This window comes from Pedobacter suwonensis, from assembly GCF_007833675.1.
Taxonomy (GTDB): Bacteria; Bacteroidota; Bacteroidia; order Sphingobacteriales; family Sphingobacteriaceae; genus Pedobacter; species Pedobacter suwonensis.
On sequence record NZ_CP031708.1, the window covers coordinates 1134099 to 1148955 of the forward strand.

At 38.7% G+C, this 14857-nt stretch carries 12 protein-coding genes; 7 read left to right on the forward strand and 5 right to left on the reverse strand.

From position 1 onward, the window contains the following. Positions 1-56: 56 nt before the first annotated feature. On the reverse strand, positions 57-620 hold the full coding sequence (locus DV942_RS04395) for an RNA polymerase sigma factor (RefSeq protein ID WP_186462426.1): 564 nt from the start codon (positions 618-620) through the stop codon (positions 57-59). 248 nt (positions 621-868) lie between these two features. Continuing rightward, entirely contained in the window at positions 869-1498 is a 630-nt protein-coding gene (locus DV942_RS04400; protein ID WP_145855602.1) for a DNA-3-methyladenine glycosylase family protein, read from the reverse strand. Positions 1499-1687: 189 nt separating this feature from the next. On the opposite strand from DV942_RS04400, the gene DV942_RS04405 reads away from it, so the two are divergent. From DV942_RS04405 to DV942_RS04425, 5 genes are all read left to right on the forward strand, one after another. Continuing rightward, a complete protein-coding gene (locus DV942_RS04405; RefSeq protein ID WP_090982326.1) occupies positions 1688-2365 on the forward strand; it encodes a response regulator transcription factor in 678 nt (225 codons plus the stop codon). Beyond that, positions 2366-3742: a sensor histidine kinase gene (locus DV942_RS04410; RefSeq protein ID WP_145855604.1), complete on the forward strand. Its 1377-nt coding sequence runs from the start codon at positions 2366-2368 to the stop codon at positions 3740-3742. It begins immediately after the preceding gene. A gap of 152 nt (positions 3743-3894) precedes the next feature. Beyond that, positions 3895-5163, forward strand: a complete 1269-nt coding sequence (locus DV942_RS04415) for a TolC family protein (protein ID WP_145855605.1) — start codon at positions 3895-3897, stop codon at positions 5161-5163. Positions 5164-5172: 9 nt separating this feature from the next. Continuing rightward, complete coding sequence (locus tag DV942_RS04420) at positions 5173-6261, forward strand: efflux RND transporter periplasmic adaptor subunit (protein WP_145855607.1); 1089 nt, start codon at positions 5173-5175, stop codon at positions 6259-6261. A 28-nt stretch (positions 6262-6289) separates the two neighbouring features. Next, entirely contained in the window at positions 6290-9433 is a 3144-nt protein-coding gene (locus DV942_RS04425) for an efflux RND transporter permease subunit (protein ID WP_145855609.1), read from the forward strand. 158 nt (positions 9434-9591) lie between these two features. Here the strand turns inward: DV942_RS04425 and DV942_RS04430 are convergent, their stop codons facing one another. The 3 genes from DV942_RS04430 to DV942_RS04440 all read right to left on the reverse strand — a co-directional run bounded on the left by DV942_RS04430 (position 9592) and on the right by DV942_RS04440 (position 12301). Further along, the gene (locus DV942_RS04430; RefSeq protein WP_145855611.1) at positions 9592-10650 is read right to left on the reverse strand and encodes a sensor histidine kinase; all 1059 of its coding nucleotides are present in this window, start codon (positions 10648-10650) and stop codon (positions 9592-9594) included. A 234-nt stretch (positions 10651-10884) separates the two neighbouring features. Next, entirely contained in the window at positions 10885-11640 is a 756-nt protein-coding gene (locus DV942_RS04435) for a LytR/AlgR family response regulator transcription factor (RefSeq protein ID WP_145855613.1), read from the reverse strand. Between the two features lie 430 nt (positions 11641-12070). Beyond that, complete coding sequence (locus DV942_RS04440) at positions 12071-12301, reverse strand: hypothetical protein (protein WP_145855615.1); 231 nt, start codon at positions 12299-12301, stop codon at positions 12071-12073. A 237-nt stretch (positions 12302-12538) separates the two neighbouring features. On the opposite strand from DV942_RS04440, the gene DV942_RS04445 reads away from it, so the two are divergent. Continuing rightward, complete coding sequence (locus DV942_RS04445) at positions 12539-13222, forward strand: phosphatase PAP2 family protein (RefSeq protein ID WP_145855617.1); 684 nt, start codon at positions 12539-12541, stop codon at positions 13220-13222. Beyond that, positions 13223-14752 (forward strand): ArnT family glycosyltransferase, encoded by a 1530-nt coding sequence (locus DV942_RS04450; RefSeq protein ID WP_145855619.1) that lies wholly within the window; start codon positions 13223-13225, stop codon positions 14750-14752. Positions 14753-14857: the final 105 nt, after the last annotated feature.

Below are 14857 nucleotides of genomic sequence, written 5' to 3' on the forward strand. Positions count from 1 at the left end.
CATGTCAGTTGAAAAGCAGAATGGTACTAACCAAAAATGTTATCAGTAAATTAACTTTATGTTAAGCCAATCAATACAGTAATTAATATGATGTAAGACAGGCTTTTCTTGAGCAATTTTAAAGCAGCGGAGAGCTGATTTTTTACAGTCTGAACCGAAATATCCAGTTCTGAAGCAATTTCTTTTATCGATTTATCTTGTTTTCTGCTCATTGAGAAAACCATTTGCATTTTTTCAGGCAGCAATGCAATGGCAGAATCCACTTCAAGATGAAGCTCCTTTAAAAGGAGCTTATCATCGGCAGCAATCGTCTCTTTTTCATCCATTAAAGCACTAAGCGCTGTTTGATGCTGCGCTTTGAGGTTACCTGATCTGAAATAGTTGATTACCTTATATTTTACAGCGCCATGCAGGTAAGCCCCCAAACTGGAGGAGAGGTTAATCGTTTTATGATTTTCCCAAAGTGAGATAAAAATTTCCTGGGTAATATCCTGCGCAAGCGCTTCATCACCCGTCTTTTTGAGCGCAGCATCAAAAATATCTGACCAATATGCCTGGTAGATTTCCTCCATAGCCTGATGGCTTCCGCGCTGTAAAGATGAAAGTAAAGTTTCGCTCAAGGGATGCTGCTTTTTTCGTAGCAAAGCTACCAGCTCCATATTCCCTTATTATTAACAAATCTTAAAGAGAAAATTTATCCTGAATGAGCTTTAACGTTTTTTTAAGGAACAACGTTATGTTACACCCTCTTCCTGATCTATTGGTTTTGAATATTTATACTGTAACTGAAGAATAATTAAATGAACATGTTGATGAATACACATACCATGTGGTTAAAATCCGGGCGCTATAAACCAGCAAGGTGGATTTATTTCTGCTTCCTCTCCATTAAATACGCATGCCACAACAGCATGGTGGCAATAGTGCGATAAGGTTTAAATTGCTCTGCCACCAATAACACTTCCTCTTTACCCACTCCTGCTGACAAGCTTTTTACTTTCTTTAACGAGTTTACGGCAGCCAGATCTCCTATCGGGAAAATATCCTGATGGTGCAGCATAAAAATCAGGTAAATATCTACGGTCCAATCGCCAATCCCATTAATCCTTTTAAGCCGGTTTCTTACGGTTAGGTCGTCCATTTTCTCCATTTCACTCAAAGACAATGTCCCGCTAACAATATTTTCGGCCAAATGGCGAACATATGCCGTTTTTTGCCTGCTAAAATAACACTCTCTTAATTCCTGATCAGTAAGCAATAACACCCCTGCAGGAGTAACCTCATCAATTTTTTCTTTTAGTTTATTCATTGCGGCCAATGCCGAAGCCAGAGAAACCTGTTGTTCAAGAATAATATGCACTAACGATTCGAAAGTATTTGGACGCGACCAAAAGGGGGGATAACCATATCGATCCAAAATCAGTTGCAAATCCGGATGATGGCCACCTAACAAATCACAAAGTTGATGATAATTGGTCTGGTCAAATTTTTCGAACATAAAAATATAGCTATTTTAATATAGTTTCGTTTCGGTTGGTGAGACAATGAACGATAGCATCCAATATAACCGCAATCCTATGCAACCTAATTATCCATTATGAGAGGATGAGATTAATTTCAATCCCTAAGGTAACGGAAAAACCCCTATTTTAATCCCTTTTTAAGATGAGATGGTTACTTTTGTTAAATGCTAAAGATCGGAATAGCTGAAGACGACCCTAAAATTGCTGAACTTTTGAAGTCGGCACTCGAAGAAAATAATTATCAGGTACTTACCGTAGCCAATGGAATTGACGCGCTGGACATTTTTTTAAGGGAAAGCTTTAATCTGTTGATTATCGATGTAATGATGCCTGGCTTAAATGGCATCCAGCTTTGTAAACACCTCAGAGAAAATGCTTTACACACACCAATCCTCATGCTTACGGCAATGGGCACTATTGATGATAAAGTTACCGGTTTAGAGGCCGGTGCCGATGATTATCTCGTCAAACCCTTTCACCTGAAAGAATTTTTGGCCAGGGTTGCAGCCCTATTACGCAGACAGCCACCTGTTGAAAATAAAACAGACCATAAATTATATTTTGAAGACCTCGTACTTGATCGCTACAGCAAAGAGGTAAGCCGTGCGGGTAAACCGATCGAATTAAGCGCCAAAGAATTTATCCTGCTCGAACTTTTTATGCGCAACCCCAACCGTTTGCTCTCAAGACAATTTATAGCCGAGCAAGCGTGGGACATCAGTTTCGAAACCGGTACCAATGTAATTGATGTATACATTAATTTTCTGCGAAAAAAAATCGAAAAGGGTTTTGAACGCAAACTCATCCATACCAAAATTAATATGGGATACATCCTAAAATAGATGAAAATAAAGGACCGGATAGCACTATATTTTACGCTGATCAGCACTTCAATGCTCTTCGCCGTGCTTTGCACAGTATATTTCACCTTTATGAAATTTTTAGAGGCCGATTTCTTCGAACGCCTTACCGACCGCACCATGGTAACAGCTAAACTGTACCTCGAAGCAGATGAAATCAGTAGAGATGCATTAAATACAGTACGCCACAAATACCTTCAAAAATTGAACAGCGAAGTAATTCGCATTTATGATCAAAAGAACAGGGCTACTTTTATCGGCGATACGGCCCAATATTGGACCCCTGCAACCATTGATCAGGTACGGCGGAAAGGCCGTTTAAAATATACCGACGGTCAGCGACAGGTAGTTGGTATTTATTATAAGGATAACCAGGGCGACTTCGTTATCCTCGCTTCGGCCGACGACCAGGGCTCACACAACAGGCTCGACAAGTTGTTGAAGATCATGATTTTTATCTTTATCCTTATCTCGCTTATCGTATTATTATTGAGCAGGTGGATTGCCCAGAAGATGCTGAAACCGCTGCAAAAATTTATGCTCGAAGTAAAACAGGCCAGCGCTCAAAACATGCAATTTAGAGTAGAAGAACATCACAATAAGGACGAGATTAATCTCATTGCACAGAGCTTTAATCATTTAATGGAAGAACTCGAACAGGCTTTTATACTGCAGAAAACCTTTGTAGCCAATGCTTCACATGAACTTCGAACGCCCGTTACGCGGATTATGATGAACGCTGAACTTGCCCTATCAAAAGAAAGAGATCAGGCCGCTTATCAAAAAGTGATTATTTCGATGCTTGAAGATGCAGAAAAAATGGAACACATCATTACAGGTTTGGTGGCCCTGGCAAAAATGGATCTTGATCTGATCAATTCTCAACTTGCTCCGATCAAACTTGATGATCTGCTTGCTAAAATCCAAACCGAATGGAAAATGCAGAAAGGTCTTGACCTTAACATTGCCTATCAAAAGCCCATTAATACCAAACCTGAAATACTGGCCAATGCCACTTTGTTACAAATTGCCCTGGACAATATCATTTCAAATGCTTTTAAATTTTCCGATAACCAAGAAGTAAATATCCAGGTCGAAACCCGTAAAAATCATGTTTTTATCCACATCATAGATCGTGGACAGGGAATTTCAGTTGATGATCAGGCAGATATCTTTAACCCTTTTTATACCCGTGCAAAAGAACATGGCCAGCATGGCGAAGGTATGGGGCTTTATATGTCTAAAAAAATTATCGATTTGCTTAAAGGCGAGATCACCATTAAAAATCCAGATCAGGGTAGCTGCACATTTACGGTTTCGCTCACGCTCATTTCGAATCCCGCTAACGATCGTTTCTAACGAGCGTTAAATAACATATCGTTTACAAACGATGAAACCGTATCACTATTCTTGCACTCGTTTGGAAACGAGCACAAACAGGTCCGCAACTTTAATCCCCTTTTAAGGCCGATTTAATCCGCTTTTAATCTGGCAAAGATAGCTTTGCAGATATGATAAGGGTATTTTCATGGCTCATTCTTTTTTGGGCATTAACAGCCGCTACGGCTTTCGCACAGCGCGATACATTAAGCTTAAACTTAAACCAGGCGGAAAGCCTTTTTTTGAGGAATAATTTCGAGTTATTGGCCAGCAATTATGAAATTGATCAGGCAAAAGCAGAAATCATCACGGCTAAACTTTTTGAAAATCCCACACTGGAATACGAAAATCTTTTTTACAATAAGGACACCAAAAAATTCCTGCAAACCTCGTATGCCCACGGTCAATATTCCGGATCTATTTTTCAGCTGTTTAAACTTGCTGGCAAACGCAATAAGAATATCAAGCTGGCCCAAACCGGGGTTAAAATGGCCGAATACGAGTATTTTGACCTGATCAGAACCTTAAAGTTTGAACTCGTTAACACCTTTTACAAATCTTATTTTGCTGCACAATCTGTTAAAGTATATCAGGAACAAATCAGTTCTACAGCGCAGCTCGCGAAAGCTTATGATCTTCAGTTAAAAACGGGGAACGTTGCGGCGAAGGATGTAATCAGGATAAAATCATTAGTGATCAACCTCAAAGCAGAACAGGCAGGGCTAATGAATGAACTTGAAGATTACTACAAAGATTTGAAGTTGCTCTGTGGCATTAATGCTGCAACCTCAATCACTTTGGTTTTAGATGAAGCAATGCTCAAATCGCCCACTGTAGATAAAATTCCCTATCAGGCCTTACTTGATTCGGCCAGGGCAAACCGCGCTGACCTTAAACTGGCCAAAACCAACCTGCTTTATAACGAACGTAATTTAAAGCTGCAAAAAGCAATGGCCATTCCCGATATAGAAATTGGGCTGAGCTACGATCTCAAAGGAAATTATCCTGAAAAATACACTGGTTTAGGCATTAAAATTCCCATTCCGCTTTTCTCCAGAAACCAGGGCGAAATTAAAAAAGCACAGATTGGCATTACTGCCGCAGATGTAAATATTAAAAAGCAAGAAGCTCTGTTGGAGAATGAAGTATTTAACAGCTATAAAACTGCTTTACGCAACGAAAAATTATATGCAGAGATTGATCCTGCCTTTGGTACCGATTTTAATACACTGATTTCAGGCCTGATCAAAAATTTTAAGGCACGTAACATCAGCCTGATCGAATTTTTGGATCTCTATGATGCCTATAAAGAAAATACGCTTCAGCTCAATAAACTCCAATCCGAAAGAATGAGTACACGAGCTGAACTCAATTATGTAACTGGTTCTAATATTTTTTAAATAAATTTCATGCAAAATCGCTATAAACACACCGTACTCATTGCTGCAACCAGTTTATTCTTTGCCTGTGGCGAACATAAAACGGCTGCACCAAATGATAAATTTTCCATTACAGATTCTTTGATCAACCGATTATTAATCGATACTGTACAACAGGCTAACGGTAAAACCGAACTCATGTTTTCGGCCAAAATCACCGCAAATGAGGAGCGCAGATCAGAACTTTTTCCCATGGTAAGTGGAACTGTAAACCGCGTGGGGGTAAGGTTAGGCGATCAGGTTTCGCGCGGACAAACACTGGCTACGCTCACCAGTTCTGAAATGGCAGGTTTTGATAAAGAAGTTATTGCGGCAAATGCCGAACTTAAAAATGCAGAAAGAGCAGTAAAACAAGCCGAACAACTTTTCCAAAGTGGTTTATCATCAGCAAAAGAACTTGAAGAAGCAAAAAATGACTATCAGATCAAAAAAGCAGAAGCAAAAAGAGCCAGTTCTGTATTAAAACTCAATGGAGGTAGCAGTACAGGATTGTATGCAATTAAATCGCCGATTAGCGGTTTTGTGATCGAAAAAAATGTTACGCAGAACATGCAGTTGCGTGGCGACAATGATAAAAGCCTGTTTACCATTGCCGATCTCTCCAACGTTTGGGCCATGATCAATATTTACGAGTCGGATATTTCGCGTGTTAAGGCAGGTGATGAGGTAAGTTTATCAACCCTATCCTACCCAAATAAAGTTTTTAAAGGAAAAATAGAGAAATTATACAACCAGGTTGACCAGGACAGCAAAGTAATGAATGCAAGGGTGGTGATCCCAAATCCAGGCTTTTTGCTCAAACCTGGTATGCTTGGAACGGTAAAGGTTTCGGCTAATTCATCTATTGATCTCCCGGTTTTAAACTCAAGGGCCGTAATTTTCGACGAAAACAAAAATTATGTGCTCGTTCTGGGGCAGGATCATAAAGTAAAAATCCAGGAGATCGAAATAGGGCGTAAAACCGCCGATAAAATCTATATCAGCAAAGGAGTACAGGCCGGCGACCGCATTATTGCATCCAAACAGGTTTTCTTATTCGAAAGCTTAAAAACACAATAATTTCTTTTTATCACCCTAGATTTCAAAAATGAATAAATTCATAAAAAGCATTATCGGCTTTGCACTGAAAAATAAATATTTCATCTTTTTTGCCACATTCATCTTAATCGTTGGAGGTTATTTAAGCTTCAAACATACCACAATAGACGCCTTTCCCGATGTAACCAATACGAATATTACCATTATTACCCAATGGCCGGGCCGTAGCGCCGAGGAAGTAGAAAAATTTGTGAGCAGACCGCTGGAAATTGCCATGAACCCTACCGAAAAGCGGACGAGTATCCGGTCTTCCTCATTATTTGGTTTATCCATCGTAAAGGTAAGTTTCGAAGACGATGTAGATTACGCTGAAGCCCGGGTCCAGGTAAACAACCATCTTGATGAAGCCGATCTGCCTGAAGGTATCCAACCTGAAGTACAGCCACCCTATGGGCCAACCGGCGAGATTTTCCGTTATACTTTAACAAGTGATACAAAGTCGGTCAGAGAATTAAAGACCTTACAAGATTGGGTTGTCCAACGCGAACTCTTATCTGTTTCAGGCATTGCCGATGTTGTTAGTTTTGGTGGAGAGGTTAAAACCTACCAGATCACGGTCGATCCGCAGAAGGCCATTCAATATGGTGTAAGTGCAACAGAACTGTTCGAAGCAGTATCTAAAAGTAATATTAATGTAGGTGGTGACGTGATTGTACAGAGCGGACAAGCCTATGTGGTAAGGGGAATCGGCGTGCTTAACAATATCGACGAAATCAGAAACGTAGTGGTTGACAACATTAACGGCACCCCAATCTATGTCAAAACCATTGCCGAAGTGGCTGAATCAGCTCTGCCCAGATTGGGTCAGGTTGGGCGCGACAGGGATCCCGATGTAGTAGAAGGCATCATCGTTATGAGAAAAGGCGGCAACCCCAGCGAGGTCATTGCAAGGTTAAAAGAAAAGATCAATACCATCAACAGCACTGTTTTGCCTGATGATGTAAAAATCAAACCGTTTTACGACCGCGAAGACCTGGTTAATTACTCCGTGCACACGGTAATGGGCAACATGATGGAAGGGATTTTATTTGTTACCCTGATTGTATTTCTTTTCATGGCCGATTGGCGCACCACCTTAATCGTTTCGATTATTATTCCATTGGCCTTGCTTTTTGCTTTTATCTGTCTCAAATTAAAAGGTATGCCGGCCAATCTGCTATCCATGGGTGCTATCGACTTCGGGATTATTATAGACGGTGCCGTGGTGATGGTTGAAGGAATCTTCGTCGTATTGGATGCAAAGGCAAAAAAACTGGGCATGGAAAAGTTCAACAAAATGAGCAAACTCGGTTTTATAAAAAAAGCCAGTCTCGAAAACGGAAAGGGTATTTTATTTGCTAAACTGATCATTATTACAGGTTTGCTACCCATTTTTACTTTCGAAAAAGTTGAAGGTAAAATGTTCTCGCCATTGGCATGGACCTTGAGTTTTGCCTTATTGGGTGCGCTAATTTTGACCTTTACCCTGGTACCTGCTATGGCCAGCGTACTTTTGAAAAAAAATGTAAAAGAGAAACACAATATCTTTTTAGAGTGGATTACCAAAGCAACCCTCAAATTTTACGATAGCTGCTTCAAAAAAAAGAAACTTGTTTTTAGCATCTCTATTATTGTACTGCTATCAGGTGCGTTCAGTTTTAAATTTTTGGGTACCGAATTTCTTCCCAGTTTAGATGAAGGTTCCATTTATGTCCGTGCAACCGGACCTTTGAGTATTTCGCTGGATGAAACCAAAAAACTTTCAAACGAAATGAGGAAGATCTTTTTAAGTTTTGAGGAAGTAAAACAGGTAATGTCGCAAACTGGCCGTCCGAACGACGGAACAGATGCAACGGGTTTTTACAATATGGAATTTCATGTTGACATCTATCCACGGAAAGAATGGAAACGCAAGCAAAGCAAAGAACAGCTGATTGAACGCATGCAGGAAAAATTAAAAAGCTTTCCGGGCATCAGCCTCAATTTTTCGCAACCCATTTCAGATAATGTAGAAGAAGCGGTTTCAGGCGTAAAGGGATCCATTGTGGTGAAATTATTTGGCGAGAACTTTGAATATATTGAACAGGAAGAGGAAAAAATAGAAAATATTTTAAAAACAGTTGAGGGTATTGAAGATTTGGGTATTTTAAGAAATCTTGGTCAGCCCGAACTGCAGATTAACCTTGATCAGAAAAAAATGGCCTTGTATGGCGTAAGCACAGCAGATGCCAATGCAGTAATCGAAATGGCCATTGGCGGTAAAGCTGCTACACAGATTTACGAAGGTGAACGCAAATTCGACCTCATTATCCGCTATCCTGAAGATTTTAGAAATGATGAAAGTTCGATCAGCAAATTACGCATTCCTACCCTATCAGGTTCTAATGTTCAATTAGGCGAAATATCAAGCATTAGTAAGATTACGGGTCCAAGTATGATTTACCGTGATAAACATAAACGGTACGGCGCCATCAAATTCTCGATCCGCGGCAGGGATATGGGAAGCGTAATTGCAGAAGCACAACAGAAAGTAAATGCCAAAATCAAATTGCCGCAAGGTTATAAGCTGGAGTGGGCCGGCGATTTTGAAAACCAGCAAAGGGCTATTGCCAGATTATCAGAGGCTGTACCAGTAAGTTTATTGCTTATATTTTTTATTCTCTTTGTACTTTTCGGCAATATTAAAGATGCCTTACTGGTATTGAATAACGTTCCGTTTGCCATGATTGGTGGCATATTAGCATTGTTGGCCGCTGGTGTAAACTTTAACATCTCGGCCGGAATTGGTTTTATTGCATTATTTGGGATCTGCGTGCAAAATGGTGTAATTCTTATTACCCGTTTCAAAACCAATATTGCAGAGCTGAAATACCATCCGCACTGGACTTTTACCGATGCCATGCGTGATGGAATTGCCAGCAGGTTCAGACCGGTGCTGATGACGGCTTTAATGGCCGCTATAGGGTTAATGCCTGCAGCACTTTCTACCGGGATCGGTTCAGAAGCTTCAAAGCCATTGGCCATTGTGGTAATTGGCGGATTGATTACCAATACATTATTTAATCTATTTGTTTATCCGATCGTATTTTATTGGTCGTATCGCAAAAAAGCAGATAAAATGATACCGGTACGGATCGATGATGGAAAAATGTAAAGGATGATGTCATCTACCAGCGATTTATCATAGTGAGCAATGATAAATCGCTAAAAGGTATTCACTTTTCGGTCGACGAGGAAAACTGCAAAGATTATTTGATGGGTTTACATTTAAAATTTAGGAAATAAACGTGTTATAGAATTTCAGATTGCTCCCTATAAGCTAATGGTTATCAATACTTCAAAATACTTACCTTTCACCCTGGCACAGAGCGATGCTTTTTCTGCATACGTATGAAATAACCTTTGCCTGATATTTTCAAGCCCGGTATGAAAGCCGGTATCATTCAAGCCTGTGTTAATCAGGTTACTGGTCTGGATGCTAAAGATACCATCCTTCAATTTTACAATAATTTTTCCGGTATCTTCAGGCTGGCTCAGGTTTCCATGTTTAACCATATTTTCCGTCAGGCTAAGCAAGAGTAATGGAATAACCTCCACAGCTATGATTTTATCATCATAAACAAAATCTATAAATAAGTCAGGCTGTTTTATTCTGCAAAGTCGCAGGAGGTTTTCAACTTGATGGATTTCCGCTTCAAGCGGCATAATTTCCGGACCGTGTTCGCATTCCAAGGCGTAGCGCATCAGCTTAGAAAGATACCGGACTGCTTCTGCAGCGCGGGGTTCGCTTTTATGTGTGCTATTGTGAATATAGGTTAAGGTATTAAACAAAAAATGTGGATTTATTTGTGCTTTCAGGTAAGCATTTTTAGCATTTGCAAGTTCAAGTGTCATTTGCTTTTGCTTCAACATCTCTTCAATTGCTTCTTTTTCCAGTTCTACTGTCCGCTGTTTTTGTTGGATATAACTTTTAATAAAATAATAAGCAGTAGAGAACAATAAGAAATAGATTCCCCGCCATGTTGTTACGGATAAATATTTCCAGTTTACAGCGGTTAGGTTATCAAAAGAAATTATTGTTGTTTTTGAAAGAAAACGATCTGCAAAGTAAGCAATAATGGTGTGCAACAAAATTTCAATTGACGTAAATATAATGATGCTTAAATAAGCAGGCCTTTTAAGTCTCAGATTTCTGGCTAATACCAATTCTGCATGAACATAGAAAAGTACAATATTAATAATGTAATGAATGCAATAATTTAATATCGGCGAACTTATTTTAAGAATTAACGAAACCAATATATATTCATAAAGAATGAAGGTGGCCCAAGATATAAGGTGCCAGCGATAATTTTTCAGCCAGTTTTTCATTTTTTTTGTTAAAAATCGGTTTCACAACAGTCAACAACTGCTTAGCGTAATGTAGTCTTTTCGCAGTTTTGGCGGAGCTAATTTTCGTCTATGAAAACAATAATAGACTTAAAATCGACCCGGAAAACTGCATTTGTTTTCCGTTCACAAAAAGCTGCAGGTATGCGCTTTTCAAAGAGTGATCCAACAACCAGTACGATTACGGCAATTACAACATTAACAAGCCAATCAGATTTACAAATGTTGGTCCCTTAAACGTTTTGAGACCAGGGTTTGGTCTTCAATAAACCCCATAAATGCCTCTTTGTATTGTGGGGTCATAAGCACTTCGTACTTTCCAAGGTCGATTTTGTGCCCATTGATCTCCTTTACATAGGCGGTATTGATAATATATGATTTGTGGACACGATAGAAGTGTCCATTCTCCTGAAGTTTTTCTTCCATCTCCTTAATGGTCATATACACCGAATAATCATTTGTCGGAGTATAAATATGTACATGATTATTAGATCCCTGCAGATAGATGATGTCTTTCTTAAGTACTTTGGTTAATCTGCCACGCTCGCCGTTTGTACGCAAGAAAAATGCACCTTCATTTTCTTTTGCAATATGCTGTGCATCATAACATTCCGAAAGCACTTCATTAACAACTACGGCAAAATCCCCCATATTAAAAGGTTTTAACAGGTAATGTTTTGCCCTAACTTTAAATGCATCCAGTGCAAATTCCGGATAGGATGTGGTAAAAATAATATTGTGCGATTTGTGCTTAAGGTTATCGGCAAGCTGTAGACCCGACAGTGCAGGCATATCAATATCCAAAAAAATTAACTGCCTATTGCTTTCAATACTGATTTCGCTAAGTGCCTCTACTGGTTTAGTAAAGATTCGGTTTATCTTCAATCTTGGCATTTCTACAATATAATCTTGCAAAATATTAATGGCAGTTGGATCATCGTCAACGATGATACATGAGACGGAGTTTTTCATCAAGATCGGTTTAAATTAGATAAAGGCAATTTAATAAATTATCCTTAAATGGGATAATAAAAAAAGTAGATATCGCAACAGTTATAAGCCAAAATACCTTAATGAAATTTATATTTAGATCAAGATCTATAGAACGGAACCATTCTTAAAAAGCGGCTACACAGGTTTATTGCAGCCATTAGAGAAAAAATTTGCTGGGGGTAATGCAGAGATGAAAATTGTGAGTCAACAACCAATCAGTATTTTCAACTTCTTTTAATCTGAACGCAGTGAAGAGCCGGAAAAATGTTACCGCTACACCAACTATTCTACTGAACTAAAGCCTAGAAGGTTGACAGTATTGCCTAAATTGATCCCTTTTAATGTATCTGGAAGATTGCACAAATGACATCCCAAAAGCAAATTTAGCGGAACTAAAATTAATTTTGGTTCAAAAGTTATTTACTTCAAATCCTCTATAACTAAGCATTTCGGCATTGTGTGAAACAGTTAGCCGAAGATTTAATCTTGCTATAATTTCTTTCGCCTGAGTGATGTTTCGGTGTATATCGTTTATCCCTCTAATCTCGATACCACTTGGCATGAGTTTAAATTTGCTAGGTTCAAACTTATCAATAAACCGTTGTAAATCGGGACTAATTTTTACCTGATTGTTTTGCATAATTAATTTAGTTCTATGGCCGCAAAGCAACGTAATGTGTTTTAAGTTATCACTATATCCATATTAACTTATTAAAAAATGTTAGTCTGGTATTACATTCAAATCGGCGCCTCTACATCGAAAACCGGAGTATTCCAGGCAAAGTCGATAATTAAACAAATTTCTGCTGATGTAAACATGATAATCGCTTAACCTTGAGATGACGTATGCCTGATATTTTTGTGTAAAGAACAACTGATGCGTACCACGAAAAGACTGACCAAACTCCGGTATTATTTCTTTACTGCGATATCAATACTGCTGTTGGCACTTATTTTTAATTTTAGCTTTTCCAAAACAGATGGATTCATTATTTTAAACCGGTTTCACCCAATATGGCTCGATACTTTTTTCAGGTATTTCACCAATCTTGGAGATGGCTTAATCAGTATCCTTGTAGCAGCCATTCTGCTTGCACTTCGAAAAAAGAAAAAAGCAATGACCGTTGCCCTTGCTTATATTTACTCGGGCTTGATTATTCAGATCGCCAAAAGAATATTTCACATGCCACGGCCTAAATATTTTTTTGAGCAGACATTATTTCATTATACTCATTTTGTAGAGGGCGTAAGCATGCATAATCAAAATTCTTTTCCTTCAGGGCATACCGCATCTGCTTTTGCATTAGCCACAGTGTTGGTTTTAATTTTCAAGAAAAAGAAAATCTCTTTTTATTGCCTGTTTTTTGCCTTTTCAATCGGTTATTCACGTATATACCTGGCGCAACATTTTCTTATTGATGTAATTTTTGGTGCAGTAACCGGTATCACATGCGCAATTGCGGGCTATTACCAGGTATACGACCTTAAGCTTTTCAGATCGGCTAAGCTAAACAAAAGATATAAACAGTTTAAAATCGCCAATCAGTCAATTCCTATCTAAGTGAAAGAAATACCCGTTAAATTATGGCTATTTATAGCGGCAATGGCTGTAATCAAACTGATTATAGCCTCAGCAACAACGCTTGGAAATGATGAAGTATATTATTGGACATACGCTTTAAATCTGGAGTGGAATTATTTTGATCATCCTCCATTTGTAGCCTGGTTGATCAGGACAACAACGGTAAACTTATCCATCCACAGCGAATTGGCGGTTCGGCTTGGCGCCATAATATCCTCTACTATAGGCACTGTAATCGTATTTAAAACGGGAAAACTCCTACGAAATAACCGTGTCGGCTGGTTTGCCGCTTTACTTTATTCTTCGTCTTTTTATTGCAGCATCATTGCTGGAACATTTATTTTGCCCGATAGTCCGCAAATGGTTTTCTGGCTGTGGAGTATCTTTTTATTGCTTAAAATAACCAGATCCACCAGGCAAGGTTTACCTACTTTAAGCCTCTGGTGCTGGTTTGGCTTAGCGGCAGGACTTTGCATGATGTGTAAGATCCATGGTGTTTACTTATGGGTGGGCATAATGCTGTTTGTGCTGTTTAGCGATAGAAAACTATTGGTACAAAAGGGCATCTATATATCTGCACTGATTAGTTTGATGATAGTATCTCCTCTAATCATCTGGAATATCCGGCATCATTTTATTACCTATACCTACCACAGCAACCGGGTTAGTTTATTCCATGCCGGCATCAACCCACTAGCTTTTGCCAGAGAAATTGGCGGACAACTATTCTACAACAATCCCATTATTTTTTTTCTGGCCTGGGTGGCTGTTTTGAGTTTCATCAAAACCAAAAATCTTTTCCTTAAGAGCGAAATCAAACTTTTATTATTTTGCTCACTACCACTTATTGTTACGCTTATTTTTCTTTCCATTTTCAGAGATACCCTGCCACATTGGTCTGGCCCGGCATATAGTTGTTTAATATTTCTTTCTGCATTGAAACTTGAATCTTTTAACGATAAAAAAATAAAAACGATTATTGGTGCAAGCATACTGTTTTTCCTGTTAGTGGTAAGTGCAGGTCTCTTCACTATTAATTTTTACAAGGGTACATTTTCAACACAAACAGGCGCCATCAGTTTGGGCGCCGGCGACCCCACATTAGATTTATACGGCTGGAAAGAAACAGGAAAGATAATTGATTCTATTTATCGCCTGGATAAACCATTAGAAAAGAATAAAAAAGTTCACACCATTGTGATCACAAAGTGGTTTCCTGCTGCCCATTTAGATTTTTATGTCTGCAGGAAAACTGGTTTGCATACTTATGGCCTAGGAGAAATATTCGATCTTCATCAGTATTACTGGTCTAACCCAAGCAAGCCAAAATTGGCTGCTGGCGACAATGCATATTATATTATACCCTCTAATCTTTACGACGAAAACAGCATCAACTTTATTAAATCCCAATTTCAGAGTTGTTCACTACCAATCATTCTCCCTATTTTCAGAAATGGAGCCGTATGCAAAAATATTTTATTGTTTAAGTTAAATGGCTATAAAAAATAATGCCTCCGTAATTATAGCTAACAAATAACGTTTAAATCTAATTGCACCTGAACTGAAAATGAAATAAATTAGCAAAATGAACTAAAGTCGATCAGATAGCTTACA

Excerpts from the sequence above, each read along its gene's own strand:
- DV942_RS04400 (WP_145855602.1), bottom strand. The coding sequence starts at position 1,498 with ATGTTCGAAAAATTTGACCAGACCAATTATCATCAACTTTGTGATTTG.
- DV942_RS04405 (WP_090982326.1), top strand. The coding sequence starts at position 1,688 with ATGCTAAAGATCGGAATAGCTGAAGACGACCCTAAAATTGCTGAACTT.
- DV942_RS04410 (WP_145855604.1), top strand. The coding sequence starts at position 2,366 with ATGAAAATAAAGGACCGGATAGCACTATATTTTACGCTGATCAGCACT.
- DV942_RS04415 (WP_145855605.1), top strand. The coding sequence starts at position 3,895 with ATGATAAGGGTATTTTCATGGCTCATTCTTTTTTGGGCATTAACAGCC.
- DV942_RS04420 (WP_145855607.1), top strand. The coding sequence starts at position 5,173 with ATGCAAAATCGCTATAAACACACCGTACTCATTGCTGCAACCAGTTTA.
- DV942_RS04425 (WP_145855609.1), top strand. The coding sequence starts at position 6,290 with ATGAATAAATTCATAAAAAGCATTATCGGCTTTGCACTGAAAAATAAA.
- DV942_RS04430 (WP_145855611.1), bottom strand. The coding sequence starts at position 10,650 with ATGAAAAACTGGCTGAAAAATTATCGCTGGCACCTTATATCTTGGGCC.
- DV942_RS04435 (WP_145855613.1), bottom strand. The coding sequence starts at position 11,640 with ATGAAAAACTCCGTCTCATGTATCATCGTTGACGATGATCCAACTGCC.
- DV942_RS04440 (WP_145855615.1), bottom strand. The coding sequence starts at position 12,301 with ATGCAAAACAATCAGGTAAAAATTAGTCCCGATTTACAACGGTTTATT.
- DV942_RS04445 (WP_145855617.1), top strand. The coding sequence starts at position 12,539 with ATGCGTACCACGAAAAGACTGACCAAACTCCGGTATTATTTCTTTACT.